Source organism: Nocardioides luteus (assembly GCF_014648595.1).
GTDB classification, from domain to species: domain Bacteria; phylum Actinomycetota; class Actinomycetes; order Propionibacteriales; family Nocardioidaceae; genus Nocardioides; species Nocardioides luteus.
The window spans coordinates 132990-158241 of sequence record NZ_BMRK01000005.1 but is presented as its reverse complement, the minus strand read 5'-3'; the positions used below and the strand labels follow the sequence as shown (position 1 = coordinate 158241).

At 70.6% G+C, this 25252-nt stretch carries 27 protein-coding genes; 15 read left to right on the top strand and 12 right to left on the bottom strand.

What is annotated here, in order from left to right; translation table 11 throughout:
- The first annotated feature begins 40 nt into the window (after nucleotides 1-40).
- The 4 genes from IEY81_RS08670 to IEY81_RS08655 all read left to right on the top strand — a co-directional run bounded on the left by IEY81_RS08670 (nucleotide 41) and on the right by IEY81_RS08655 (nucleotide 3865).
- Nucleotides 41-811: an enoyl-CoA hydratase/isomerase family protein gene (locus tag IEY81_RS08670; protein ID WP_189118070.1), complete on the top strand. Its 771-nt coding sequence runs from the start codon at nucleotides 41-43 to the stop codon at nucleotides 809-811.
- Between the two features lie 42 nt (nucleotides 812-853).
- Nucleotides 854-1417: a DinB family protein gene (locus tag IEY81_RS08665; protein ID WP_189118069.1), complete on the top strand. Its 564-nt coding sequence runs from the start codon at nucleotides 854-856 to the stop codon at nucleotides 1415-1417.
- A gap of 88 nt (nucleotides 1418-1505) precedes the next feature.
- Nucleotides 1506-3683, top strand: coding sequence for a carbon starvation CstA family protein (locus IEY81_RS08660; RefSeq protein WP_189118068.1), 2178 nt, complete (start codon nucleotides 1506-1508; stop codon nucleotides 3681-3683).
- Nucleotides 3683-3865, top strand: coding sequence for a YbdD/YjiX family protein (locus tag IEY81_RS08655; protein ID WP_229787558.1), 183 nt, complete (start codon nucleotides 3683-3685; stop codon nucleotides 3863-3865). The genes IEY81_RS08660 and IEY81_RS08655 overlap by 1 nt, the downstream gene beginning before the upstream one ends.
- Before the next feature lie 101 nt (nucleotides 3866-3966).
- On the opposite strand, the gene IEY81_RS08650 is transcribed toward IEY81_RS08655, so the two are convergent.
- Nucleotides 3967-4257, bottom strand: coding sequence for a hypothetical protein (locus IEY81_RS08650; RefSeq protein WP_189118066.1), 291 nt, complete (start codon nucleotides 4255-4257; stop codon nucleotides 3967-3969).
- Nucleotides 4258-4325: 68 nt separating this feature from the next.
- On the opposite strand from IEY81_RS08650, the gene dapD reads away from it, so the two are divergent.
- Nucleotides 4326-5255, top strand: coding sequence for a 2,3,4,5-tetrahydropyridine-2,6-dicarboxylate N-succinyltransferase (gene dapD / locus IEY81_RS08645; RefSeq protein ID WP_189118065.1), 930 nt, complete (start codon nucleotides 4326-4328; stop codon nucleotides 5253-5255).
- Between the two features lie 20 nt (nucleotides 5256-5275).
- Nucleotides 5276-6124, top strand: coding sequence for a hypothetical protein (locus IEY81_RS08640; RefSeq protein ID WP_189118064.1), 849 nt, complete (start codon nucleotides 5276-5278; stop codon nucleotides 6122-6124).
- A gap of 323 nt (nucleotides 6125-6447) precedes the next feature.
- Here IEY81_RS08640 and IEY81_RS08635 read toward each other — a convergent pair whose 3' ends face one another.
- Genes IEY81_RS08635 through fdxA form a run of 3 tightly spaced genes read right to left on the bottom strand, consistent with a single transcriptional unit; the run spans nucleotide 6448 to nucleotide 8958 of the window.
- The gene (locus tag IEY81_RS08635) at nucleotides 6448-7479 is read right to left on the bottom strand and encodes a VldE C-terminal domain-containing protein (protein WP_189118063.1); all 1032 of its coding nucleotides are present in this window, start codon (nucleotides 7477-7479) and stop codon (nucleotides 6448-6450) included.
- A gap of 37 nt (nucleotides 7480-7516) precedes the next feature.
- A complete protein-coding gene (dapC, locus tag IEY81_RS08630) occupies nucleotides 7517-8635 on the bottom strand; it encodes a succinyldiaminopimelate transaminase (RefSeq protein ID WP_271188366.1) in 1119 nt (372 codons plus the stop codon).
- Nucleotides 8635-8958, bottom strand: coding sequence for a ferredoxin (fdxA, locus tag IEY81_RS08625; RefSeq protein WP_189118062.1), 324 nt, complete (start codon nucleotides 8956-8958; stop codon nucleotides 8635-8637). Before fdxA ends, dapC begins: the two co-directional genes overlap by 1 nt.
- 79 nt (nucleotides 8959-9037) lie before the next feature.
- Here fdxA and IEY81_RS08620 point away from each other — a divergent pair, with 79 nt between their 5' ends.
- Nucleotides 9038-9928, top strand: coding sequence for a GNAT family N-acetyltransferase (locus tag IEY81_RS08620; RefSeq protein ID WP_189118061.1), 891 nt, complete (start codon nucleotides 9038-9040; stop codon nucleotides 9926-9928).
- On the opposite strand, the gene IEY81_RS08615 is transcribed toward IEY81_RS08620, so the two are convergent.
- Together IEY81_RS08615 and IEY81_RS08610 are read right to left on the bottom strand one after the other, a co-directional pair.
- Entirely contained in the window at nucleotides 9882-10025 is a 144-nt protein-coding gene (locus tag IEY81_RS08615; protein ID WP_189118060.1) for a VOC family protein, read from the bottom strand. The genes IEY81_RS08620 and IEY81_RS08615 overlap by 47 nt on opposite strands.
- Before the next feature lie 15 nt (nucleotides 10026-10040).
- A complete protein-coding gene (locus tag IEY81_RS08610) occupies nucleotides 10041-10994 on the bottom strand; it encodes a zinc-binding dehydrogenase (RefSeq protein ID WP_229787556.1) in 954 nt (317 codons plus the stop codon).
- Between the two features lie 90 nt (nucleotides 10995-11084).
- Between IEY81_RS08610 and IEY81_RS08605 the strand changes: the two genes are divergently transcribed.
- Complete coding sequence (locus IEY81_RS08605) at nucleotides 11085-11699, top strand: TetR/AcrR family transcriptional regulator (RefSeq protein WP_189118059.1); 615 nt, start codon at nucleotides 11085-11087, stop codon at nucleotides 11697-11699.
- A 125-nt stretch (nucleotides 11700-11824) separates the two neighbouring features.
- Here the strand turns inward: IEY81_RS08605 and IEY81_RS08600 are convergent, their stop codons facing one another.
- Nucleotides 11825-12664: a lipase family alpha/beta hydrolase gene (locus IEY81_RS08600; RefSeq protein ID WP_189118058.1), complete on the bottom strand. Its 840-nt coding sequence runs from the start codon at nucleotides 12662-12664 to the stop codon at nucleotides 11825-11827.
- A gap of 246 nt (nucleotides 12665-12910) precedes the next feature.
- On the opposite strand from IEY81_RS08600, the gene aspS reads away from it, so the two are divergent.
- Nucleotides 12911-14212 carry an aspartate--tRNA(Asn) ligase gene (gene aspS / locus IEY81_RS08595; protein ID WP_189118057.1) on the top strand — a complete coding sequence of 434 codons (1302 nt, stop codon included), beginning with the start codon at nucleotides 12911-12913 and terminating at the stop codon, nucleotides 14210-14212.
- 84 nt (nucleotides 14213-14296) lie between these two features.
- Here the strand turns inward: aspS and IEY81_RS08590 are convergent, their stop codons facing one another.
- The 4 genes from IEY81_RS08590 to IEY81_RS08575 all read right to left on the bottom strand — a co-directional run bounded on the left by IEY81_RS08590 (nucleotide 14297) and on the right by IEY81_RS08575 (nucleotide 18760).
- Nucleotides 14297-16705 (bottom strand): VanW family protein, encoded by a 2409-nt coding sequence (locus IEY81_RS08590; RefSeq protein ID WP_189118056.1) that lies wholly within the window; start codon nucleotides 16703-16705, stop codon nucleotides 14297-14299.
- Between the two features lie 62 nt (nucleotides 16706-16767).
- Complete coding sequence (locus tag IEY81_RS08585; protein ID WP_189118055.1) at nucleotides 16768-17121, bottom strand: hypothetical protein; 354 nt, start codon at nucleotides 17119-17121, stop codon at nucleotides 16768-16770.
- A complete protein-coding gene (gene mshB / locus IEY81_RS08580) occupies nucleotides 17118-18041 on the bottom strand; it encodes an N-acetyl-1-D-myo-inositol-2-amino-2-deoxy-alpha-D-glucopyranoside deacetylase (protein WP_189118054.1) in 924 nt (307 codons plus the stop codon). Before mshB ends, IEY81_RS08585 begins: the two co-directional genes overlap by 4 nt.
- Nucleotides 18038-18760, bottom strand: a complete 723-nt coding sequence (locus IEY81_RS08575; RefSeq protein ID WP_189118053.1) for a (deoxy)nucleoside triphosphate pyrophosphohydrolase — start codon at nucleotides 18758-18760, stop codon at nucleotides 18038-18040. The genes mshB and IEY81_RS08575 overlap by 4 nt, the downstream gene beginning before the upstream one ends.
- Nucleotides 18761-18986: 226 nt before the next feature.
- Here IEY81_RS08575 and IEY81_RS08570 point away from each other — a divergent pair, with 226 nt between their 5' ends.
- Nucleotides 18987-20384 carry a M15 family metallopeptidase gene (locus IEY81_RS08570; protein WP_189118052.1) on the top strand — a complete coding sequence of 466 codons (1398 nt, stop codon included), beginning with the start codon at nucleotides 18987-18989 and terminating at the stop codon, nucleotides 20382-20384.
- A gap of 31 nt (nucleotides 20385-20415) precedes the next feature.
- Here the strand turns inward: IEY81_RS08570 and IEY81_RS08565 are convergent, their stop codons facing one another.
- Nucleotides 20416-21246 carry a thioesterase family protein gene (locus tag IEY81_RS08565; RefSeq protein ID WP_189118051.1) on the bottom strand — a complete coding sequence of 277 codons (831 nt, stop codon included), beginning with the start codon at nucleotides 21244-21246 and terminating at the stop codon, nucleotides 20416-20418.
- A 44-nt stretch (nucleotides 21247-21290) separates the two neighbouring features.
- Here IEY81_RS08565 and IEY81_RS08560 point away from each other — a divergent pair, with 44 nt between their 5' ends.
- From IEY81_RS08560 to pucL, 5 genes are all read left to right on the top strand, one after another.
- Nucleotides 21291-21671, top strand: coding sequence for a YidH family protein (locus IEY81_RS08560; RefSeq protein ID WP_189118050.1), 381 nt, complete (start codon nucleotides 21291-21293; stop codon nucleotides 21669-21671).
- Nucleotides 21672-21739: 68 nt separating this feature from the next.
- On the top strand, nucleotides 21740-23281 hold the full coding sequence (locus tag IEY81_RS08555) for an AtzH-like domain-containing protein (protein ID WP_189118049.1): 1542 nt from the start codon (nucleotides 21740-21742) through the stop codon (nucleotides 23279-23281).
- Nucleotides 23282-23537: 256 nt separating this feature from the next.
- Complete coding sequence (gene uraD, locus IEY81_RS08550; RefSeq protein WP_189118177.1) at nucleotides 23538-24032, top strand: 2-oxo-4-hydroxy-4-carboxy-5-ureidoimidazoline decarboxylase; 495 nt, start codon at nucleotides 23538-23540, stop codon at nucleotides 24030-24032.
- Nucleotides 24029-24343 carry a hydroxyisourate hydrolase gene (gene uraH / locus IEY81_RS08545; protein ID WP_189118048.1) on the top strand — a complete coding sequence of 105 codons (315 nt, stop codon included), beginning with the start codon at nucleotides 24029-24031 and terminating at the stop codon, nucleotides 24341-24343. Before uraD ends, uraH begins: the two co-directional genes overlap by 4 nt.
- Complete coding sequence (pucL, locus tag IEY81_RS08540; RefSeq protein WP_189118047.1) at nucleotides 24343-25233, top strand: factor-independent urate hydroxylase; 891 nt, start codon at nucleotides 24343-24345, stop codon at nucleotides 25231-25233. The genes uraH and pucL overlap by 1 nt, the downstream gene beginning before the upstream one ends.
- Nucleotides 25234-25252 lie beyond the last annotated feature (19 nt).

The following is a 25252-nucleotide window of genomic DNA, read 5'->3' as shown; positions in this document are numbered from 1 at the left end:
CTCCTGCGGGCGTGCACACCGGGCTGGCAGGATGCGCCGCATGAGCCTGATTCGCTACGAGTACGCCGACGGTTGCGCCCGCATCACGATGACCAACCCCGACCGGGGCAACGTCTTCTCCCCCGAGGCGGGCGAGGAGATGCTGGCCGCGATCCTGCGGGCGAAGGCGGACTCGGCGCGGGTGATCGTGCTGACCGCCGAGGGTAAGTACTTCTCCGTCGGCGGTGACCTGGCCGGCTTCGCAGCGGCCGATGCGCCGGGGCCGCACCTCCTCGAGCTCGCCGAGGGTGCCAACCGAATGATCACCGAGCTGGTCCGCGGCGACGCGATCGTGGTCAGCGCCGTCCAGGGCGTCGCTGCCGGGGTCGGCTTCCCGCTGGCCGCGGCCGCCGACATCGTGGTCGCCGCCGACCGGGCGAAGTTCAGCCTCGCGTACGCGAAGGTGGGTCTGTCGCTCGACGGCGGCGGCTCGCTGCTCGTGCACACCCTGGGCCTCCACCGGGTGCTGCGGCTGACCCTGCTCGGCGACATGCTCACCGCGACCGAGGCGCTCGAGGCCGGGCTGGTCGCCCGGGTCGTACCTGTCGACGAGCTGGCCGCCACCGTCGACGAGGTCGTCGCGAACCTGCTCTCCGGCTCCCCCGAGGCGCTGGCCCGCACCAAGCACCTCGTCCGCGACGTCGCCGACCCGAACCCGGAGTCGGCCCTGCGTCGCGAGGCCGAGTCGATCTCGGCGCTCGGGGCCTCGGCGTCGGGCCAGGAGGGCATCAACGCCTTCCTCGAGAAGCGGGCGCCGAACTTCGGCGACTGAAAACCGTTGGCCGGGAGGCGCTCCGTCCGTCAGGGTGGCCCCATGAGCAGCGATCAGCGGCAAGTGGGTTTCAGCGGGCTCTGGCTCCCGGAGGGCGAGGACCCGCGCCTCGAGAAGGAGCAGCCGGTCGGCGAGCTGGCGACCTACCGCGACTACCTGCGCCACTACCGGCTCACCCTCGAGCTCAAGTGTCAGGACCTCGGTCCCGAGGAGCTGGCCAGGCAGAGCGTCCCGCCGAGCGACCTGAGCCTGATCGGCCTGGTCCGCCACATGGCGCGCGTCGAGCACGGCTGGTTCGAGCGGGTGCTGAAGAAGAACCTCGACATCCCCCGCCTCGACGCCGACGACCCGACCGGCGGCTTCCACAAGGTCGAGCCGACCCAGGAGTCGGTCGACGAGGCTTTCTCGCGCTGGCGCGAGCAGGTCACCGCCGCCGACGCCTGGCTCGACTCGATCGACAACAGCACGCTCGGCGAGATGCGCGACACCGGAGACGAGCAGGCCAGCGTCCGCGACATCCTGGTCCACATGATCGAGGAGTACGCCCGCCACGCAGGTCACGCGGACCTGCTGCGCGAGGTGATCGACGGGCGTACCGGGCAGTAGCCCCACCGGCCGCCCGCCGGCGGTTTCCTGAGACTAGGCTGAGACAGCGGTCACAACGACCGTCACCGCGCTGAACCCGAGGGAGACCATGTCGACGTCGACCGCCCACCCCACAACCTCAGGCCCGCGCTCCGGGCCCAACTGGAAGTCCATCGCCATCTGGACCGTCGTCGCCGTGGTCGGCGCGGTCTGCTGGGTCGTGCTGGCCCTGTCCCGTGGTGAGGAGGTCTCGGCGCTGTGGATCCTGTTCGCTGCGCTGGCCTCGTACGCCATCGCCTACCGCTTCTACTCCAAGTTCATCGCCAAGAAGGTGCTGGAGGTCGACGACACCCGGGCGACCCCGGCCGAGCGGCTGCAGAACGGACGGGACTTCGACGTCACCGACCGGCGGGTGCTCTTCGGTCACCACTTCGCCGCGATCGCCGGAGCCGGGCCGCTGGTCGGCCCGGTCCTGGCCGCGCAGATGGGCTACCTGCCCGGCACGATCTGGATCATCGTCGGCGTCATCTTCGCCGGCGCCGTGCAGGACATGGTGGTGCTCTTCCTCTCGATGCGCCGCGACGGCAAGTCCCTGGGCCAGATGGTCCGTGAGGAGATCGGCACCGTCGCCGGCATCGCCGCGCTGATCGCCGTCTTCGCGATCATGATCATCATCCTGGCCGTCCTGGCCCTGGTCGTGGTCAACTCGCTCGCCGAGTCGCCGTGGGGCGTCTTCTCGATCGGTCTCACCATCCCGATCGCGCTCTTCATGGGCTTCTACCTGCGCTACCTGCGCCCCGGCCGGGTCCTCGAGGTCACCGCCATCGGCGTCGTGCTCCTGCTGATGGCGATCGCCGGCGGCACCTGGGTCGAGGAGATGGGTCTGGCCAACATGCTGACCCTGGAGAAGGAGACGCTGGTCATCGCGCTGGCGATCTACGGCTTCGTCGCCTCGATCCTGCCGGTCTGGATGCTGCTCACCCCGCGCGACTACCTCTCCACGTTCATGAAGATCGGCGTGATCGTGCTGCTGGCCTTCGGCATGATCCTGGCCGCGCCGGTGCTGGCCAACCCGGCTGTCTCCGAGTTCGCCACCAACGGCGAGGGTCCGGCCTTCACCGGCAAGCTCTTCCCGTTCGTCTTCATCACGATCGCGTGCGGCGCGCTCTCCGGGTTCCACGCCCTGATCTCCTCGGGCACGACGCCGAAGATGGTCGCCAAGGAGTCCCACGTGCGCATGATCGGCTACGGCGGCATGCTGATGGAGTCGTTCGTCGCGATCTCCGCGCTGATCGCCGCCTCGGTGATCGACCAGGGCATCTACTTCTCGATGAACGCCGCTGCCGGTGCCACCGGCGGCACCCCGGAGACCGCTGCCGCCTTCGTCAACGGGCTCGGCTTCACGATCACCCCCGCCGAGCTGCAGGCAGCCTCCGACAGCGTCAAGGAGACGATCATCTCCCGCACCGGTGGTGCACCGACCCTGGCCTTCGGCATCTCGCTGATCTTCACCGACGCCTTCGGCGGCGGGCTGGCCGCGTTCTGGTACCACTTCGCGATCATGTTCGAGGCGCTGTTCATCCTCACCGCCGTGGACGCCGGCACCCGGGTGGGCCGCTTCATGCTGCAGGACACCGTCGGCAACATCTGGCCGCGCTACGCCGACATCTCCTGGCGACCGGCCACGTGGTCCGCCTCGGCGCTGGTGGTGCTGGCCTGGGCCTACATGCTGTGGATCGGCGTCGGTGATCCGCTCGGCGGGATCAACCAGCTCTTCCCGCTCTTCGGCATCGCCAACCAGCTGCTCGCCGCGATCGCGCTGACCTTGGCGACGGCGCTGCTGATCAAGCACGGCAAGCTGAAGTGGGCCTGGGTGCCCGGCGTACCTCTCGCCTGGGACCTGATCGTCACGATGACCGCGTCCTGGCAGAAGGTCTTCAGCGACGACCCGGCGATCGGCTACTTCGCGCAGGCCTCGGCCGCGCGTGATGCCAAGGCGTCCGGCGAGCTCTACGGCGTCGCCAAGACGCCTGCCGACGTCGACCAGATCATCTACAACTCGACCCAGTCCGGCATCCTGCAGGCCGCGTTCGCGCTGCTGGTGATCGTGGTCGTGGCGGGCGCTGCCGTCACCGTGGTCAAGACGCTGCGCGCCGGTGGCACGCTGCCCACGACCGAGGTCCCGAAGGTCGAGTCGACACTCGTCGCGCCCGCCGACTTCTTCGCCACCAAGGCGGAGAAGGAGGCCGTACGCGAGTGGGAGGCCTCCCAGAAGGCGTCGGTCTGATGACGCTCACCGATCGTCTCTCCGGCGCCTGGCGGCTGCTCCGCCAGGCGACCGGGGAGGCGAAGTGGGACGAGTATCTGGTTCGGTGCGAGCGAGAGGGCGTCGAGCCGATGAGCCGGCGTGCCTTCGAGCGTCACCGGGCGGACGAGAAGGAGCACAACCCGCAGGCTCGCTGCTGCTGATCTGCCCTCGTAAGGGTCTCGACAAGCTCGACCACCGGGAAGGCCCCTGCTGAAGATGTGTCCTCCGGGGGTCTCGACAAGCTCGGCCTCCGGAGCGGCTCCTAGCGAGGTTGGTCGTCGGCGAAGGCGGCGTCGAGCCAGGCGTAGACCTGCGAGTCACCACGGGTGACGAGCAGGACGACCTGCTTCTCGGCGTCGCTGACCGGCTTGCCGTTGATCCACTTGCGGACGATGTCGGATGCGGCGCGGCGTACGACCTCCACGCCCTTGGCCATCGCCCACTCCGGCGCCGGGTGACCCTTGCTGGTCGCGACGCCGGGGACCTCCAGCGTCCAGGTGCCGTCGTCGGCCTGGGAGAGCTGGGGTGTCGGGGGCGCGCTCTTCTTGCTCACCGGACCATGTTCGCACGCCGAGACCGTCGATAAGGGCTCGCTCAGCCTCGGCCACTAGACTTCGGCGCGTGACGAATGCAGCTTGGGGCTTCGGCCTCGTGACGTACGCCGCCGACAACTCCGTCCTCGACGTGTGGTTCCCCGCGCCGCGGCTGGGCACCCAGCCCGCCGACGCAACCGCGCCGGAGGAGCTGACCGCGCTCGAGGGCGCCGACGAGGTGCGCCAGGTCACCAAGAAGGTCGCGCTCGTCGAGGTCAAGGACCTCGAGACCGCGCCGGAGTCCGCCGAGGACGTCTGGCTGCGGCTCCACCTGCTCTCCCACCGTCTCGTCCAGCCCCACGGCCAGAGCCTGGACGGCATCTTCGGTCTGCTCACCAACGTGGTGTGGACCAGCGCCGGCCCGTGCGCGGTCGAGGGATTCGAGCTCACCCGCGCCCGTCTGCGCGCGGCCGGCCAGCACGTGACCGTCTACGGCGTGGACAAGTTCCCGCGGATGGTCGACTACGTCGTGCCGAGCGGCGTCCGCATCGGTGACGCCGACCGCGTCCGGCTCGGCGCCCACCTCGCCGAGGGCACCACCGTCATGCACGAGGGCTTCGTGAACTTCAACGCCGGCACCCTCGGCGCCTCGATGGTCGAGGGTCGCATCTCCGGCGGTGTCGTCGTCGGCGACGGCTCCGACGTCGGTGGTGGCGCCTCGATCATGGGCACCCTCTCCGGTGGTGGCAAGGCCGTCATCTCCGTCGGCCGGCGCTGCCTGCTCGGTGCCAACTCCGGTCTCGGCATCTCGCTCGGCGACGACGCCGTCGTCGAGGCCGGCTGCTACATCACCTTCGGCACCAAGGTCACCCTCCCCGACGGCACCGTGAAGAAGGCCGGCGACCTCTCCGGCGCCTCCAACATCCTCTTCCGCCGCAACTCCGTCAGCGGCGCCATCGAGGCCGTTCCGTGGAAGGGCGAGGGCATCGAGCTCAACGCTGCCCTCCACGCCAACTAGCGACGACGAAGAGTGCTGAGTTGAAGAAGTTTTTCACCACGGTCGTGGTGCTCAGCGTCATCGCCGGCGGGATCTACTGGTTGGTCCAGGCCGCGACCGACAAGCTCGACTCGATCCTGCCCGACCTGCAGCAGTGCACGGCGGTCGCGGGAGAGTACGAGGCGCGCTTCGACCCCGAGCAGATGGGCAACGCGGCCGTGATCACCGCGCTCGGGCTCAAGCGCGGCCTGCCTGCACGCGCGGCCACGATCGCGATCGCGACCGCCATCCAGGAGTCGAAGCTCTACAACATCAGCCATGGTGATCGGGACTCGCTCGGCCTCTTCCAGCAGCGTCCGTCGATGGGCTGGGGCACCGAGGAGCAGGTCCAGGACCCTGTCTACGCCACCAACAAGTTCTACGACGCGCTGGTGAAGATCGACGGCTACGAGGACATGGTGATCACCGAGGCTGCGCAGAAGGTGCAGCGTTCGGCCTACCCCGAGGCGTACGCCGACCACGAGGGCGAGGGCCGCGCGATCGCCTCCGCGATCAGTGGCTACTCCCCCGCCGCGCTCACCTGCCGCATCGACGAGCCCGAGGCCGGCACCGGCAAGCCCCAGGCGACCAAGACCGAGATCAACCAGCTGCTCGGCCAGATGGTCGGCCGCGCCCGCGTCGACGGTCGGTCCGTGGTGGTCCCCGTCGACTCCGGCGAGACCGGCCAGCGCAACGGCTGGGCCGTCGCCCACTACGTACTCGCCCGCGCCAGCGAGTTCGGCGCCACCTCCATCGCCTACGACGGCCGCACCTGGTCCGCCGGCAAGGACGAGGAGTGGGTCGAGACCCCCGATGCCACCAGCGAGCGCATCGTCGTCACCCTCGCCTGACCCCCTCCGCCGAGGAGTCGGCCCGGCCGGCCGAGACGTCACCCCGGTCGGCCGAGAAGTCACCCCCGTCGCCCGACACGTCACCCCCGCCGGTCGAGACGTCACCCCCGTCGACCGAGAAGTCACCTCGCCCGCCGACACGTCACCCCGGTCGGCCGACACGTCACCCCCGTCGACCGAGAAGTCACCTGCCGACTCGAACGACGCCAGTGACGTCTCGACCGTCCAACATGACGCTTCGACCGACCGGGATGACGTTTCGGCCGACCTAGCCGACGCTTCGGCCGACGCGAGCGACGCCTCGACCCGCCTGCCTCTCGGACTCAGCCGGCTACGTCGACGTGTACGTGGTCGCGGTGCTCGAGGATGGCCTGGTCGCCGCCGCGGGCGGGGACGTCGTAGTCGCGCCAGCCGGCGGCGGAGCGGAAGCGGGTCCAGATGCGGTCGTCGTAGATGACGGTCTGGACGTCGAGGCGGTCGGCATTGGCGACGAAGTACTGAGCCAGGGCCCAGCCCTTGATGTTGTTGCGCTGGTTGATCGGACGGAAGAAGTAGTCGACCGCGCGGCCTTCGTAGTGGGCGGAGCCCTTCATGTGGCCGTTGGTGACGCCGCCGGGCTGGTAGCCGCCGTCGGGGATGCGCCCGAAAGCATTGCGTACGTCCTCCCGGACCGTCTCCGCCCGCGAGGTGAGCCCGGCAGGACTGAGCTCGCCCGAGGATGCGGACGAGCCGCCCTTGACGACGCACGAGAACGCCTCGGGAGTGTTGCCGGTCAGCGCGGAGGCGAGGGCTCGTGCCTGGGCCTCGGAGTCGCGGTAGCTGTCGCGGGAGCCGTCGCTGATCTGCTGGGCGACGCCGGGCACGGACTGCCGGCGGTAGTCGGCGACACTGGAGAGCCGCTCGTAGAGGGCGCGCGCCTCCGCGGGGTCGCGGCCGAGCGAGTGGTCGGCGAGCTCGACGGCCAGCACGACCGAGGCGGCGCGAGCCGGGAGGCCGCGGCGTACTGCCTGGGCGGCGATCGCCGAGGCGTTCTCGGCCTGCTTCGAGGTGAGGTCGTAGCTCTCGGAAGCGGCGGTGACGGTGCAGCTCTCGCGGGAGAGGACCGGGATGCCGCTGACGCCGACGCCGAGGAGCCGCAGGCCCGCGAAGACGAGGGCGATGACGATCGCGACACCGAGCACGATGAGGTGCTTGCGTACCGGGCGCAGCTGCTTGCGCGCCTGCTGAGCCGACTTGCGCAGCGCTTCGCGCGCCGGCTCCGGCAGCCGTGGCCCGGACGGGCCGGGCGCGGGCGGCGGCGGCCCCGGAGGCGGGATGGTCGGTGGGCCCGTGGGGGTCCCCGGCTCAGCGCTCACGCCACCAATCTTCACGTACCGGACAAACCCGGAACCGTCACGCGGTCAGGCGGGCGACCGCCGCGTCGACACGCTCGTCGGTCGCGGTGAAGGCGATGCGTACGTGCTGGTTGCCGGCGCGGCCGTAGAAGGCGCCGGGGGCGGCGAGGATGCCACGCTCGGCGAGCCACTCGACGGTCTTCCAGCAGTCCTCGTCACGGGTCGACCACAGGTAGAGGGAGGCCTCGGAGTGGTCGATGCGGAAGCCGGCCGTCTCCAGCGCCTCCTTGAGCTTGGCGCGCCGCGCGGCGTAGCGGGCGTGCTGCTCCTTGGCGTGCTGGTCGTCGCCGAGCGCGGTGACCATGGCGGCCTGCTGCGGGCCCGGCATCATCAGACCGAGGTTCTTGCGGACCGCGAGGAGCTCGGCCAGGACCGTCGCGTCGCCGGCGACGAACGCCTCACGGTAGCCCGCGAGGTTGGAGCGCTTGGAGAGCGAGTGGACGGCGAGGATGCCGTCGTAGGAGCCGCCGCAGACGTCGGGGTGCAGCACCGAGATCGGCGACGCCTCCCAGGCGCACTCGATGTAGCACTCGTCGGAGATCAGCAGGGTGCCGCGCTCACGGGCCCACTCGACCGTCTTGCGCAGGTGCTCGACCGGGAGCACGCGGCCGGTCGGGTTGGAGGGCGAGTTGATCCACAGGATCTTCGGCGCCTTCGGCCCGAGCGCGACCAGCGAGTCGGTCGCCACGGTGTCGGCACCGACGAGAGCCGCGGAGACCTCGTAGGTCGGGTAGGCCAGCTCCGGGTAGGCGACCAGGTCGCCCTGACCGACACCGAGGTGGAGCGGCAGCGAGCCGATCAGCTCCTTGGAGCCGATCACCGGCAGGACGTTGTCGAGCCCGAGCCCGTCGACCCCGTGGTTGCGCGCGAGCCAGTCGATCGCGGCCTGACGGACCGCGGGAGTGCCGACCGTCGCCGGGTAACCCGGGGAGTCGGCAGCGTCCCGCAGAGCGTTCTGCACGACCGTCGGGGTGGGGTCCACCGGGGTCCCCACCGAGAGGTCGACCAGTCCATCAGCGTGCGCGGCCGCCTTCGCCTTGAACGGGACGAGCTTGTCCCACGGGAAGTCGGGCAGCTGCTGCGAGACCGGGATCGAGGCCGACATCGGGGCGGGCATCAGCCCTGGTTCTGCGGGGGCAGCGCGGCGACGAACGGGTGGTCCTTGTCGATCTCACCCATGCGGGCGGCGCCGCCGGGGGAACCGAGGTCGTCGAAGAACTTGACGTTGGCGTCGTAGTACTCCTTCCACTCCTCCGGGGTGTCGTCCTCGTAGAAGATCGCCTCGGGCGGGCACACCGGCTCGCAGGCGCCGCAGTCGACACACTCGTCGGGGTGGATGTAGAGCATCCGCTTGCCCTCGTAGATGCAGTCCACCGGACACTCGTCGACGCAAGCCTTGTCCTTCACGTCAACACAGGGCTGGGCGATGACGTACGTCATTCGGGGCTCCTCCAAGCGGGGTATCACGAAAGTCAGAGGGGCACGACTGGCCCTTCAGAGGACAGCCTAGTATCCCCTCGTGCCTGCTCATCTCCTGGGACCACATGTCGTCGGCCAGCGGATCGTCGTCCGCCGCCTCGTCCCGGGCGAGACCGGCCCCACCGGCGGCCCTGCTTTCACCGACATCCTGGGCGTCTGTACGTCCTGGGCCGACGGCTTCGCGGTCATCGAGCGCGAGTCCGGGGAGCAGGTCACCGTGCCCGTCGCCGAGATCGTCTCCGGCAAGCCGGTGCCGCCGCGACCCAACGTACGGCTGCGGATCGGGGTCCGCGAGGCCGAGCTGCTCAGCGCGGCGATCTTCCCCGGCACCACCTCCGAGCCGCTGGGTGAGTGGGTGCTCTTCGACCACGAGGTCTCGGTGCGCCGGCGGCCCAACTCGGCGCTGGCGATCGGCGACCCGGGCGTCGGGCTCACCGAGGCGATCGACCGGGTCGAGGCGTTCTACCGCACCCGCCACAAGCGGCCGCGGGTGAAGATCGAGGTCGGCTCGGACGTCGAGGAGGCCGTCGTCGCGCGCGGCTGGGTCGAGGACGTCACCGTCGAGTTCCAGCTCGCCGGGCTCGCCGCCACCCGCCGTCTGCTGCCCGCGCCCGTCGAGGACGCTCGCATGGAGACCGTCGGGTCGGGGGACGCGCAGGTGCTGATCAACCTCGGCGAGCACGCTCGCATCATGGGCACCCTGGAGCGTGACTGGCTGGCCATCCACGACCTCGAGGTCGCCGAGTCGCACCGCCGCCAGGGCCTGGCCACGAAGGCCCTCGCCACGCTCCTCGAGTGGGGTGCCGAGCGCGGGGCCCGCGCCGCGTGGCTGCACGTCGAGACCTCGAACGACCCCGGCCTCGCCCTCTACGCCGGCCTGGGTTTCACCGAGCACCACCGCTGCCGCTACTACTCCTCGCCGACGCCGTAGGTCGGTCCTCGGCCACCTCGGAGCCGAGCACGTCACGGAAGAACTCCACCGCGTCGTCGTGGTCGGGGACGACGATCGTGACCAGGTCGAGATGCATGGTTGAACCGTAGTCTCAGGCCTCCAGGACGATCCGTCCGAACACCGTGCCGAGGTCCATCTGCCGGTGAGCCTCGGCGGCCTGGTCCAGGGGCAGCCGGTCGTGCACGACGGCGTGCAGATCACCCTTGGCGGCGCGGGCGAGCAGATCTGCGCGAGCCGCGTTCCTGGCCGGCACGGGGATGGTGTCGAGACTGAACGTGGCGAACGAGCGCGACTGCTGAAAAGAGGCGAGAAGCCGGCCGGCGACGTCCGCGGGCGGCATCCCGGCGACCGCCCCGACGACGACCATCCGCCCGTTGGCCGCCAAGCGGTCCACGAACTCGCCGGTTGCCGGGCCCCCGACGATGTCGATGATCACGTCATAGCGCTCCGGAGCCGCCGCATCGCCGTCTCCGGAGCGGTCGAGCACGTGCGTCGCGCCGAGCTCGCGAAGCCGCTCACCGCGTTCGGGCGACGAGGTCGTCACCGCGACCGTGCTCGCCCCGCCCCGGGAGGCCAGCTCGACGACCGAGATGCCGATGCTTCCCGCGGCGCCTCGAACGAGGACGGACTCCCCCGGCACGAAATGCGCATGGGCGAGCGCGAAGTGTGCGACCGTCGCCGAGCTCCCGACCGTCACGGCGTCGACCGCGGAGAGCCCGGCGGGAAGCTCGGTGATGTCGTCGAGGCCGGCGACGGCGCGCTCGGCGTAGCCCCCGTCCCTGCCCGTGAACGCCCATACGGAACGCCCCACCCAGGCCGTGTCCACCCCCGCTCCGACCGCGGTCACCACCCCGGCGACCTCGCTGCCCGGGACCATCCCGGTCTCGAACCCGAACCCGGCGAGCGTCCCGCGCCGGATGACCGCGTCGACACCGCCCACGCCGACCGCCTCGGTGGCGACGACCACCTCGCCCGGGCCGGGGCTCGGATCGGCGACGTCGGCCATCACCATGCCGTCCGGGTCGCCGAACCGTTCGATCTTCACCGCTCGCATCTTCGTCTCTCTCACGCTTGTGCCTGACGTACGCTGGCGACGCTAACGGACGCCTGCGTCCGCTTCCAGAAAGTGAGAGACATGACCGAGACGTTGCCTCACAAGCTCCGCTCCGATGCGCAGACCAACCGCGACCGGATCCTGGAGGCGGCCCGTTCCCTCTACGCCGAGCAGGGGCTGGAGGTCACGATGCGCGAGGTCGCGCGCCGGGCCGGCGTCGGGCCGGCGACGCTCTACCGCCGGTTCCCGGCACGTCAGGCACTCCTCGAAGCGGTCTTCGACGACGAGCTGCGGACATGCCGGGGCGTCGTGGAGGAAGGGTGCGCCGACCCGGACCCGTGGCACGGCTTCACCTCGGTCATCGAGGAGCTCAGCGTCCTCAACGCCGCCAACAAGGGCTTCGTCGACGCCTTCCTGGCCGAGCGGCCCAGCGAGACCTTCGCCGAGCACCGCTCCGCACTCCTGGTCAAGCTCGACGGGCTCGCCCGGCGGGCACAGGCCGCAGGGCGTCTCCGCCCCGACTTCGTGATCGACGACCTCGTCCTCGTACTCCTCGCCGGCCGCGGCCTCGCCATCACCTCGAAGCCCGCGAGGGTGGCCGCCGCCCGCCGCCTGGCAGCCCTCGCGATCGACGCCCTGCGGGCGTCCGGCACCAACGCACCCCTCCCACCCCCGCCCCGAGCCGTCGAATTCTGACGCCGAGAAGTCAGAAATCGGCGGCGAGAGGTCAGCCCATTGACCTCTCGCCGCCAGAGATCGACCTCTCGGCGTCGATTATCGACGTCTCGGCGCCGATTTGCGACCGCTCGGCGGGGCGGGGGTCAGCAGGTCTTCAGGCCGGGAGTTGCCGGGCCTTCGTGGGAGAGCGCGTCGAGGGTGACGCGAATGGCGGCCTGGCTCATGACGATGAGGCCGTGCTCAGCCAGGTCGAGGCCACAGACGTCCTGGATGCGTACGTTGGTGGTGTTCGGACCCTCGGCCAGGAAGCCGGAGGTGTAGGGGACGACGATCTCGTCGTAGGCGGAGGCGATCTGGGTGTAGGAGACGTCCCCGGGGGTCTCGTCGCCGGCGTTCAGGTCGGCGAGGAACTGGGACCCGGCGGCTTGCTGGGCGCAGGACACGCAGAAGCCGGTGGGGTCGGTGCTGCCGGTGTCGGGGATGATCGCGGTGCCGTGGTTGGAGGGGGCGAGACCGACGAGATCCTCGACGTATGCGTCGCCGCCGAGGTTCTTGATATAGTAGCGCGGCATCATCCCGCCCTGGGAGTGGCCGACGAGCGAGACCTTCTCGGCGTCGGTGACCTCGAGCACCCGCTCGACGAACTCGCCCAGGTGGGCGGCGGAGTCGCGGATGTCGTCGGTGGCGCGGTTGCCGTAGTCGAGCGAGTAGACGCAGAAGCCGGCGCGCTTCATCGCGATCGAGATCGGGTCGAGCAGCGACCGGCGGTCGCCGAAGGTGCCGTGGACCAGGATCACCGGCGTCGGTCGCTCGGCAGTGGGCGCGCACCCCCAGTCGTTGGAGCCGAGCGGGTCTCCGTAGGGCGAACCCGGCAGCGGGATCCCCGATCGCGGCGCGGCGCTGACGGACGGGGCGGCGACAGCGGAGACCGGGGCGAGGGCGAGTGCGACGGCGGCGAGGAGACTCAGCAGGAAGGGGCGCATGCCTCTTCAACGACGTGATGTGACACGCGTCACGACCAGAAACTCGTTGGCGGTGTCCCGAGAGCGCGACCTACGATCGGCGACGGCGCCGCCGAGGAGTGACGACCCTCCGCCCCGACGACGGGCACAGCGGCGCCCGCGCGTACGGCGGACCGACGAGAGGCTGATGAGACATCAGCGAAGGTGTGGTGGCACCGCGACCTAGCCCCCGCCCACACCTCCAGGGCCTCGCCACCTGGAGGAACGATGAAACCGATAGACCGTACGCTCGCCGCCCGTCTCGCCTCGGCGACCCCTGGATCCACCGTCCGCCTCTGCGGGCACGTGCACCGTCGCCGTGAGCTCGCCGCGGTGACCTTCCTCGTCCTGCGCGACCGCAGCGGCCTGGCGCAGGTGGTGGTCAAGCCGGCCGAAGGACAGCAGGTGCCGCCGGAGGAGACGCCGGTCGAGGTCACCGGCATCGCCACCGCGACCCCGCAGGCCCCAGGAGGTGTCGAGGTCGCCTCGCCGGTGGTCACGGCGCTCTCCGAGCCCGCGCTCACCCCGCCGGTCGAACTGTGGCGCCCGGAGCCGACGGTCACGCTGCCCGCGCTCCTCGACCACGCACCGGTGACCTGGCGCCACCCCGCCGTCCGGGCCCGTTGGGACCTCGCCGCGGCATCGGTGCGCGGCTTCCGCAAGACCCTCGACGCCGCCGGGTTCACCGAGGTCCACTCCCCCAAGATCGTCGAGTCGGCGACCGAGTCGGGAGCGAACGTCTTCGCGATCGACTACTTCGGCCGGCCCGCCTACCTCGCCCAGTCGCCGCAGTTCTACAAGCAGCAGCTGGTCGGGATCTTCGAACGGGTCTACGAGGCCGGGCCGGTCTTCCGGGCCGAGCCGCACGACACGGTGCGCCACCTGGCCGAGTACGTCAGCCTCGACGTCGAGCTCGGCTTCATCCGCGACCATCGCGACGTGCTCGCAGTGCTCCGTGAGGTCCTCGCCGGGATGGGACGTGCCATCGAGACGTACGCCGCGGACGCGGTCGAGCGCCTCGGCGTCGAGCTCCCCGTGGTGCCGCCGGAGATCCCGGTCGTCCACTTCGCCGACGCGCTGGAGCTGGTCGGCGCCCCGGCCGACGAGCCCGACCTGGCACCTGAGCACGAGCGAGCCCTGGGCGCGTGGGCACGGGAGACCCATGGGAGCGACCTGCTCGCGGTCGAGGGCTACCCGATGCGGAAGCGGCCGTTCTACACCCACCCCTGGTCCCGGCAGGCTCGATCATCGGAGGGCGGGAGCAACAGCTTCGACCTGCTCTTCCGCGGCCTGGAGCTCGTCACCGGCGGGCAGCGGCTGCACCGGCTCGCCGACTACGAGCGGGCGATCACCGAGCGCGGCGAGCAGCCGGCGGCGTACGCCTCGTATCTGCAGGCGTTCGCGCACGGGATGCCACCGCACGGTGGTTTCGCGCTGGGGCTGGAGCGCTGGGTGGCGCGGCTCGTCAGAGCCGCGAACGTCCGAGAGGTCACTCTCTTTCCTCGCGACCTCCACCGGCTCACTCCCTGAATCGAGTCGGCGCATCTGCCCCACATCTCGGGGCAGATGCGCCGACTCGGCGTGTATTTCTGGGGCAGTTGCGCCGACTCGGCGTCAGTTGGGGTCGGCGGGAGGCTTCTTCTTCGACTCGTCGGTGCACTTGACCTCGTCCTGCGGGATGTAGGTCGTCTTGAAGGTCTGGGTGTCGACCTTCGAGCCGTTCGCCGCGTTGTAGAAGTCGCGCCAGACGTTGATCGAGAAGCCCGGGGCGCCGACGGTGTTCTCGCAGTTGCCGTCGGTGATCTTCTGCTTGCCGGGCGACTTGAAGTCGTAGCGGTCACCGGTGCGGGCCTTGATGTCCCAGATCTTGGTGGACCACATCTCCACGGTCACCGACCCCTGGCCGTTCGGGCCGGCCGGGTTGACCCAGGAGTGGATGAGCACGCCGTACTTGGTGTTGTTCTTGAACTTCAGGTCCAGCGACGGCCACGCGACGGTCGCCTCGCGACCGATCGGATAGCGGGAGATGTAGAGCGAGTGGGCCTTGTGCTCGACGTCCTGCAGACCGGCGAAGAACATCGCGTTGAACGTCGTCGTCGCCATCTGCGAGACGCCGCCGCCGTAGTCCTCTCGGAAGACGCCGTTCTGGATCATCCAGCCCTTGGTGAACCCGTTGGCCGCCGTACGCTCCCCGACGATGCCGTTGAGGGAGAAGGTGTCACCCGGCGCGAGGACGGTGCCGTTGACCAGCTCGGCGGCGCGGCCGATGTTGACGTTGCGGTATTCGGCGTAGGGGAAGTTGGTGGTGAAGGTCGAGACCTTCTCCTTGATGCCCCAGGCCTTGGCCTCCTTGGTGGTGACCTTCGGCTTGGCGACCTTCGACTTCACCTCGACGACCCGCTCACCCTTCTCTGCGGTGACGACGTCGAGGAAGACGGTCTCCAGATCCTTCTGGTTGAAGGTGACGCCCGGCTTGGCGGGGACGACCTTCGGCTTGCCGTTGACGAGCTTGACGGTCGCGTCGACCGGCTTGGCGGCGTCGTCGGAGAGCGCCTTCTTCAGCACCTTCTTCAGCTTCGCCGGAGCGACCGAGGCGCGCAGCTCGCCGTCCTTCGGGTCGAACCGGATGGCGTCACCGAACTGCTTCGGCGAGAGCTCGACCGGGGTCTTCTCGAACTTGAGCGTGATCGGGCCGGAGATCGCCGGGGTGGCGACCTTGTCGACGGCGTCCTGGACGTCGGCCTCGTCGACGTCGGGGGTGAGCTCCTCGAGAGGTACGTCGGCCTCCCGGTCGCCCTCGACGAGCAGCTGCCCGGCGAGCGCCTTCCGGAGCGACGCGTCGCTGACCCCTTCGCCGGCGACCGGCTGGATGGTCTTGATCTTGCCCTTCTTGATGACGACGTCGCCGTCCTTGAAGGGGGTGCCGGCGCGCTTGTTCACCTTGGCGGCGACCTTGGTGATCATGGCGTCGTCGGCCTTGATGACCGGCTCGATCTCGCCGCCGCCGGTGTAGTGCTTCCACAGCTTCACCGGGCTCCAGCTGCGCCGGGCGTCGGCCTTCTCGATCGTCGCCTCGGCGTCGAAGCTGAGACCGGCCTCGGCCGGGTTGATCTCGGTCTTGCTCTTGCCGGCGGTCACGTTGATCGGCTGGCTGTGGGCCGGCGCGAACTTCTCGTCGAGGAGCGGGACCGCCTCGTCGGCCGTCATACCGCCGATGTCGACGCCTGCCACCGTGGTGCCCTCGGAGATCTTCTCCCCCGCCACTGCGTACGCAGCGGCCCACCCGGCGAAGGCCAGGATCGCGACGCCGCCGGCGACCGCGGCAGCGATCTTGGTGCCGGTGCCGATCTGCCTGCCTTCGGGTGCGACCGGCTGGGCGTAGTCGGGGTGCTCGAAGCCTCCCGAGCCGCCAGGGCCGCCGGGGCCGACCGGACCGTTCGGGCCGCCGGGGCCGGCAGGGCCGCCAGGCGCGCCCGGGGTCGCTGGAACAGGAGCAGGTGCGGGCTCGTGCACGACGAACGGCCCGACCCCCATGACGGTCTCCTCGAGAGGCTCGTCGTCGAAGTCGGGAGCGCCCTCGTTGACCGGAGCATAGAGCGCCATCTCGGTGTCGGCGTCGCCGTCCACCTCGGCGTCGGACTCGACGGCGTCCGGCTCGGGGGCGAACTTCCGGTTCTTGGAGACGAACAGGAAGTTCTCCTCCTTCGGGATCTCCCCGCGCTTCGGGAGCTCCGAGCGCAGCATCGTGCTGCGCAGCATGGTCTCCTCGGCGGCGTCCGCGTCCTCGTCGAAGCCGGCGCCGGGCGCGACGATCCTGGTCGCGCCGTCCGGCTCGTCGTCGGGTACGTTCGAGACAGGCTTGGAGCCGGCAGACTCGGCGACGCGGGCGTCGATCTCGATCTGCGGGATCATGATCGTCTCGATAGCAGAATCGTCCGCGCCAGTCGGGCTGGCGTTGAACCCGGCCGCGTCCTTCTGCTGCGCGGGCTCGGGGGCCTTGAAGGCCTCGGGGTCATTGGACATGCGGGAGAGCCTAGAACCTATACCCCCCTGGGCCGAAGCCGTAGCCCATCTTGGGACCTTTGTCACTCTCCACCAGCGGCCGCGTCCGCCTGCGGCCGGCGCCTCGAGACGGTCGCCGTCGCGACCACGATCATCAGCACCGCCCAGAAGATCATCAGGTAGCCCTCGAGGTCGCCCGCGATGGCATACCCGCCCGCCGGCCTCGGCGTCGCGGCCAGCGCGATGACGATCGCCCAGGCCGCGGCGTACGCGATCCTCGAGACGCCCCGCGGCAGCGCGGCCAGCGTCGCCGAGGAGGCGGCCAGGGCGAGCAGCAGGCCCCACCACCACGGGTGTACGGCGACCGCGGCGACCCCGACGACGAGGCCGACGACCCCGACGACGAGGCCGAGGAGCAGACCGGCGAGCAGCCTCACAGCCCGGCGAAGAGGTCCGGGCTGATGCCACCGTCCGGGTCGGTCTCGAGGCGTCCCTTGGCGATGCGGAAGTGCTCGTGGGACCACGCGGTCGTGCCGAGGCTGTTGGTCATCGCGAACATGCCCTCCTCCATGTTCATCTGGGTGGGGTAGGAACGCATCGCGGCGACCTTCTGGTCGGCGTAGGCGGTGCCGTCGATCGCCGCGGCGATGTCGACGTCGGGCGTCGCCATCGGCAGCGGGCCCTCGGGGTCCATGCCGCCGAGCGCGTCCTCGTCCCCGGCAGCACGGGCGGCACGCAGCCCCTCGCGGATCCAGCTCTCCGCGATCGCGGTCCAGAAGATCCGGTCGATCTCGTGGGCCTCGCCGAGCTCCTTCTTGTAGGTCGGCACGGCGGCGAGATGCGCGGCGTACGTCGCGACCCGATGCGCCTGGATGTGGTCGGGGTGGCCGTAGTTGCCGAACTCGTCGTAGGTGACCAGCACCTGCGGACGGACCTCGCGGATGATCGTGACGAGGTGGTCGGCGGCCTCGTTGAGGTCGGCGTACCAGAAGGCGTTCTCGCGGGCGTCGGGGTCGGGCTGGGCGTGGGTGCGGTCCTCGCTCCAGGTCATCCCGGAGTCGCGGTAGGTGCCGAAGCCGCCCAGCCAGCGGTGGTCGACCTCGCTGCCGTCGGGCGCCTTCAGCGCGGCCATCGCGTCGGCGATCTCGCCCTTGCGGTGCTCACCCAGGGCGTCGTCCCGGTCGGCGGCGAGGTGGGCGAGCTCGGGCACGAGGATCTCGCCCATCTCGCCGGCGGTGCAGGTCACCAGGGTCACGCGGGCGCCCTCCGCGAGATACTTCGCCATCGTCGCCCCCGTCCCGATCGTCTCGTCGTCAGGGTGGGCATGCACGAGCAGAAGGCTCTTCTGAGAGGTCACGAGCCCGATCCTAGGTCGGGGCGCTTAATGCGCTTGGGGTTGTCGGGAAGCTCGACGGGTTCCGGCGCGATCGAGTCGTCCGGAGGGCCCTCGGGGATGTCCAGCCAGCCGTCGTGCTCGTCCACCAGCAGCTCCAGCACCAGCTCCGGCGCGTCGGTCTCCACCGACCACGGGTGGTCCTCGTCGTCGTCCTCGCCCTGGTAGCGCTCGCGGCTCACCTTCGCCGTCCAGCCCTCGCGCTCCAGCGTCGCGGCTGCCGAGCGGGCGTCGTCCTCGTCGAAGAAGATGCCGCGGACGGTGGCCTCCTCGGGCACACCGAGCACGTGGCGGAGCGGGTCGAGGAACGGACGGTCGGGCTCGAGCCAGTCGACCGAGTCGAGATCCTCGGCGGCCAGCCACAGCACCTGGTCGTGCTCACGCGGCCGCGGCTCACCGGCGACCACGCGCGCGGTCGCGGCGATCAGGCGACCGGTGGTCGAGCCCGCCGCCCCGATCGCGGACTCGCCCTGCATCCAGTCGAGCACCTCGATCAGGCAGCCGAGCTCCTCGCCGATCTCGCGGACGAGCGCCGCCTCGGGCGTCTCGCTCTCCTCGACCTTGCCGCCGGGGAGCTCCCAGCGACCGGCCGCCTCGGCCGGGAACGTACGCCTCGCAGCCAGCACCTGCTTGCCGTCGGCGCTCAGGATCGCCGCGGCCACAACGGTCTTGGGGGTGTTCACGTGTGAGATTGTTCCCTAGAGGCCCGGAAAGTGGTTCCACTTGGGTACGCTGCAACGCCGTGCCTCACCGCCTGCTGTCCTTCGTCTCCCTGCCCCCGTCCGGGGGCCGCCCGTGAGCGACCAGCAGTGGCCTCCGAGGCAGCCCGGCGGGGCTCGTCCGCCCTACCGCGGGCAGCAGCCCTTCCCCGGTCCGCGCCAGCCCCATCCGGGGCAGCAGCCTCGGCCGATGCCCCAGCGCCCTCAGCGCCCCCAGCCTCGACAGCCGCGGCCGTATCCGGGACCGCAGCAGCCCTACCCCGAGCAGCCCTACCCCCAGCAGCCGTATCCTCAGCAGCCCTACCCCCAGGAGCAGCAGCCGTACGGGCAGCAGGCCCCTCCGGGCCAGCAGCCCCCGGCGTACCCCCGCGACTTCGGGCCCGGCCGGTTCGGCTCCGAGCCGCCGAAGAAGCGACGCTGGCCAAAGGTGCTCGTGACGCTGCTGCTGCTCGCGCTGGTCGGGGTCGGCGGCTACGGCGCGTACGACTTCTACGAGCAGACGCAGGAGTGGGAGCAGACCACGACCGACGACATGAACGGCCTCGGCAGCGATCTCTCGGTCGCGGTCGCGTCGCTGCGCAGCGTCGGCTGGGAGGTCACCGGCGACGACATCGCCACCTGGCTGGAGCAGCCGGGTGACTACGGGGACGGTCTGCGGTTGCGTACGCTGCAGGCCGACGAGGAGACCAGCACGTTCTCCGTCGCCGGCTACCGGACCTGGCAGGACACCTATGCCAAGCAGGACCACACCACGGTCGTGTGCGCGAACATCACCCTCGCCACCGGCACCCAGAAGCCCCTGGCCGAGAACGTCACCGCCTGTCCCGAGAGCGTCCCGGGGGCCGCGCCCGAGGCTCCGACCGCCGCGGCGACGGCGAGCGAAGCGAAGCAGGGCGGCGTCACCGGCCACCTCGCCGAGCTCGCCGCGAAGGCCCACGACCTCCGCTCGGCCGGCGGTTCCGCCGAGGGCAAGCTCATCGAGGTCGCCGCGCCGACGAAGCCGGTGGGCGACCTGCGTACCGACTCGACCGATCTCATGTGCGCGCCGGGGACGAAGGATCTCGGTGAGGGCGAGGGCTACGACCTCGGCAAGCTGATCCCGGTGCGTCTGTGCGCGGTCGAGGGACTGCCCAACACCGGCACCGAGAGCATCAAGGGCGACCCCTACTACATCGACGGCTCCGACGGGCTCACCGTCGTCAACGCGCGCATCTCCGGCGCGGTGGTGGCGCTGGTGAAGAAGGCCGAGAAGCAGGGCATCGACCTGCTCGCAGGCAGCTCCTTCCGGACGATGGAGAAGCAGAAGGCGCTGTGCCGCGAGGACGTCACCGGCGGCTGCACCGCCGGCGACTACACGCTGACCGCACAGCCCGGCCACTCCTCCCACCAGCTCGGCATCGCCATCGACTTCGAGCAGCCCAGCGCCACCGGCGGCAAGACCTGCGCGACGCGGGCCTCGGAGCCGTCCAGCGCGGTGTGGCGGTTCCTCAACAAGACCGCGCTCAGCGTCGGGCTGAAGCAGTACGCACCCGAGGCCTGGCACTGGGACGCGTACGGCGGGAAGGACCGCTGCGCCCCGATGCGCTGACCCACCGGAGGTCGAGCCTGTCGAGACCCCCTCAGCTACGCGGCAACCGAGCCAGCTGCCGCGCCTGCGCGACGAGCCTGCCCGCGGAGTCCCACACCTCGCAGTCCTCCTCGAACATCCCGCCCGAGAGGTTGCGGGAGAAGTGAGTGACCTTGAGCCACCCCGGCGCGGGCTTGTGACGGATGTGGCAGGTGAGCTCCAGCGTCGGCGCCCAGCCGGGGAGCTCGAGCGCGAAGGTGACCGGCGGGAGCGCGTCGAGCACCTGGAGCAGCGAGAGCACGTCGGGCTCCCGGTCGTGGTGACGGAACCAACCGGTGAAGACGGCCTCGCCGGTCGGCGCCGCCCCGCCCCAGACGAACTGCTCCTTCGGCACGCACAGCTCGTAGCGGTCGAGCATCGGCACGAACGTCTTCATCTCCTCCGGCGCCGTGGTCGAGGAGAGGCACTCCTCGACCGGCGGCAGCTCCGGCTCGGTCGCGGTGACCCGCTCGAAGTCGCTGCTCTTGGCGTGCAGACCGTCGAGGTCCGCGTACGTCGCCGTGGTCGTGATCCGCAGGTCCTCGCCCTGCCACAGCTCAGCGGTCGCGATGGCCAGCGAGCCCTTGTCGCGCTTGGTCGCGACGCGAACCTCGGCCGGCCCGGGCGTGCTGGCGCCGGCGTAGAAGGTGCTCAGCACGATCGGGTCGGGGTGGTTCGGCAGGTGGGCGCGGAGCGCGTTCGCGATGACCGCGAGCAGGTAGCCGCCGTTGAGTCCGCCACCGACCACCCAGCCGGGCGCGAGGTCTGCCGCGTAGGTCGTCTCGTCGATCCTGCGGACCTCGATGTCGCGGTCGAACTCGGGGGTCTGGGTGCTCTGCGCCATGGAGGAAATCTAGATCGGGACCCGATGTGGTGGACGATGGGGTCATGACCGAGCCAGCATCGAGGCCCCCGGAGACCCGCCACCCCCACTGGGTCTACGACCACGGGACCGAGCCCGACCCGCGGTTCACGCTGGCCAACGAGCGTACGTTCCTGGCCTGGGCGCGCACCGTGCTCGGCCTGCTGGCGGGCGCGGTCGCGCTGCACTCGTTCCAGGTGCCGACCTCCGAGGGCGTACGCGACGGGGTGGTCCTCGTGCTGGTCCTCACCGCGATCCTGTGCACGGTCTTCGCGATGATCCGCTGGGCTCGCGTCGAGCGCGCGATGCGGGAGCGGCGACCGCTGCCGGCGTTCTCCGCAGGTTTCATCCTGGCCGGGGCGCTGCTGCTCATCGCGGTGCTCCTGGGCGTCGCGCTGCTCTTCTGACCGGCTCCTCGCTCCGCCCGGGGCGTCACGGGCGCACACGCCCCGGTCGACAGGGCAGACTTCGCCCTATGACCCCTCGACAAGCTCGGGACGGCGCCCAGCTCAAGCCGGTCCCTCACGGGCTGCTGCAGGCCTTCCGTGCGTACGAGAGCGCGTTGATGTCTGACGACGTCGCCGCCCTGGACGCGCTCTTCGCCGACTCCCCCACCACGCTGCACGGCGACGCCACGGGGCTCCTCGTCGGCCACGAGCAGGTCGCCGCGACCCACGACCCTCGCGGCGGCTCGGCCAAGCGGCGGCTGGTGCAGACCCACGTGCAGGTGATCGACGAGGACCACGCGCTGATCGTGGCCGTCACCGAGCTCGACCTGGGCGGGCGTGGGCTGCAGACGCAGCTGTGGGCGCGCGACCCGGTGCGGATCGAGCACGGCGGCTGGCAGGTCACCGCGGCCCACGTCTCCGAGCCCGCGCCGGCCTTCGACAGCCGGATCTGGCGGGTCGTCGGCGACCCGCTGGTCTCCTCCCACACCGCCGACGGCGCCCTCTCCGGCGAGACCGTCGCGGTCAAGGACATCTACGCCGTCGCCGGGTTCGCCGTCGGCGCCGGCAGCCCCACGTGGCTGGAGCAGGCACCGGTCGCGAAGGCGCACTCGTCCGTGGTCGCGTCGCTGCTCGACGCCGGAGCGTCGGTGCGCGGGATCGCCCGCACCGAGGAGTTCGCCTACTCGCTCTCCGGCCTCAACGCCCACTACGGCGCACCGCCCAACCCGAAGGCCCCCGATCGGATCCCGGGCGGCTCCTCGTCCGGCCCGGCGACCGCGGTCGCGCTCGGCCACGCCTCGATCGGCCTCGGCAGCGACACCGGCGGCTCCATCCGGGTCCCGGCCGCCTACCAGGGTCTCTACGGGATCCGTACGTCCCACGGCGCCGTCGCCCGCACCGGCATGCTCCCGCTCGCCAAGGCCTTCGACACCGTTGGGTGGATGACCCGCTCGGCGTTCCTGCTGCAGGCGGTCGGCGAGGTGCTGCTTCCGTCCTCACCGCTCTCGCCCGTCACCCCGGCAGACGTCGAGCTCGTCCCGGCGCTGGTCGACCTCGCCACCGACGAGGTCGCCACCGCGGTCCGCGAGGCCCTGCCCGACGCCCGGACGTCGTCGTGGGAGCCGTCGCGGCTCGAGGAGTGGCGCCAGGCCTTCGTCACCGGACAGGCCTACCAGGCGTGGCAGGCCCACGGCGCCTTCCTGGAGACCCGGCTCGACACCCTCGGCGAGGCGGTGCGCGGCCGTTTCGAGATGGCCCGGTCGGTGACTCGGGAGCAGGCCGCCCAGGCCCGCGCGATCCTCGCCGAGGCACGCACCAAGATCCTCGAGGCCGTCGGCGACGACGTACTCGCCCTCCCCAGCGCCTCCTCCGTCGCCCCCACCCCCGCCGACGCCCCCGGCGTACGCGACGACACCCTCCGCCTCACCTGCATCGCCGGCATCGCCGGCCTCCCTGCCGTATCCTTCCCCGTCCGCACCGCCACCAACCGCCCCGCCGGCCTCTGTCTCATCGCCGCCCCCGGCCGCGACCGAGACCTCCTAGCCCTGGCCCAATCCCTCCCCCACTAGGTCGATCACGCCGCCGAGACGTCGAAAATCGGCCGCGAGAAGTCGATCTTTGACGCCGGGAGGTCGGTAATCGACCTCGAGTGGTCGATTCCCAGATACGGAGAATCGACCACTCGGCGTCGATTACCGACGGCTCGGCGTCAAAATCTGACTTCTCGGCGTCGATTTTCGACGTCTCGGCGAGGGGTGGGTTTTCGTGCGCGCAATATTTGGGTCGGGGTGCGCAACGTTGGGGTCGTAGGGTGGCGCGGTGAGGATGCCGCTGGAGGAGTTCAACGCGCTGGCCGCCGACGATGCCGAGAAGATGGTGGAGCCGTGTGTGGCGATCCCGTCCTGGGTGCGCGGGGTGGTGGCCGGGCGGCCGTACGCGGAGCTGACCGATCTGCTGGCGACGGCGGAGAGACTGGCTGAGGGCTGGACCGACGACGAGGTCGAGAACGCGCTGGCCGACCACCCTCGGATCGGGGAGAGTCCCACCGGCGCGAGCCGGAGCGCCGAGCTCTCTGCGCGGGAGCAGGCCGGCGTCGACCCCGCCGACGGCGACGTGCAGGAGCGGCTGCGGGCGGGCAACGCGGCGTACGAGGAGCGGTTCGGGCGGATCTACCTGGTGCGGGCCGCAGGGCGGAGCGCCGAGGAGATGCTCGGGCTGCTGGAGAGACGGCTGGAGAACGACCCGGCTACCGAAATCATGGTGACCAAGGAGCAGCTCGCCGAGATCGCGGTGCTGCGGTTGGGAGGGTTGGTCGCATGACCACCGTCTCGACGCACGTCCTCGACGCAGCCCTCGGCCGGCCGGCTGCAGGGATGGCCGTGATCCTCACCCTCCCCGACGACAGCGCGCGCACCGCGACCACGGACGCCGACGGTCGGGTGCGGTTCGAGGGTGAGGTGCCGCCTGGGGCGCACACGCTGACGTTCGCGACGGGGCCGTGGTTCGCCGAGCAGGACCGGCAGACCTTCTTCCCCGAGGTGGACATCACCTTCACCGTCACCGCCGGCGAGCACCACCACGTGGCCCTGCTGCTCAGCCCGTTCTCCTACACGACCTACCGAGGAAGCTGATGTCGATCACTCTTGGCCCCAACCAGCACGGCAAGGCGGAGGTACGCCTGGTCAAGGTCGACCGCGGCACGACCGGCTCGGGGGCGACGAGCCACACGATCCACGACCTCAACGTCTCCACCCAGCTCAGGGGCGACTTCGAGGCGGCGTTCACCGACGGCGACAACGTGCACGTGCACGCCACCGACACCCAGAAGAACGTGGTCTACGCGAAGGCCAAGGAGCTCGGCGTCACCTCGCCGGAGCGCTTCCTCCTCGACCTCGCCGACCACTGGTCGGCCCAGCCGTGGGTCACGGGGTCGGTGATGAAGGCCGAGACGTACTCCTGGGACCGCATCCCAGCCAACGAGCACTCCTTCGTGCGGCGCGGTCAGGAGACGCGTACGGCCGTGGTCGACCGCGACGGCGAACGCACCTTCGTGCTCTCCGGCCTGACCGACCTGGTGGTGCTCAAGTCGACCGGCTCGGAGTTCCACGGCTTCCCGCGCGACCGCTACACCACGCTCGCCGAGACGAACGACCGCATCCTGGCCACCTCGGTCACCGCGTGGTGGCGCTGGGCGACGCACCCCGACGACTGGGACGCGGCGTACGACAAGGTCCGCGCCATCCTGCTCGACACCTTCGCCGAGGTGCACTCGCTGGCGCTGCAGCAGACCATCTACGAGATGGGTCGGGCCGTGATGGAGGCCGTCGACGGGATCGCCGAGATGAGGATCTCCTGCCCCAACAAACACCACTTCCTCGTCGACCTCTCCCCCTTCGACCTGCAGAACGACAACGAGGTCTTCTACGCCGCCGACCGGCCCTACGGGCTCATCGAGGCGGCCCTTCAGCGCGACGGCTCGACCGAGCCGGACGCCTGGGTCTCGGTCCCCGGGTTCGCGTGAGCGCAGAATGACACTGGAG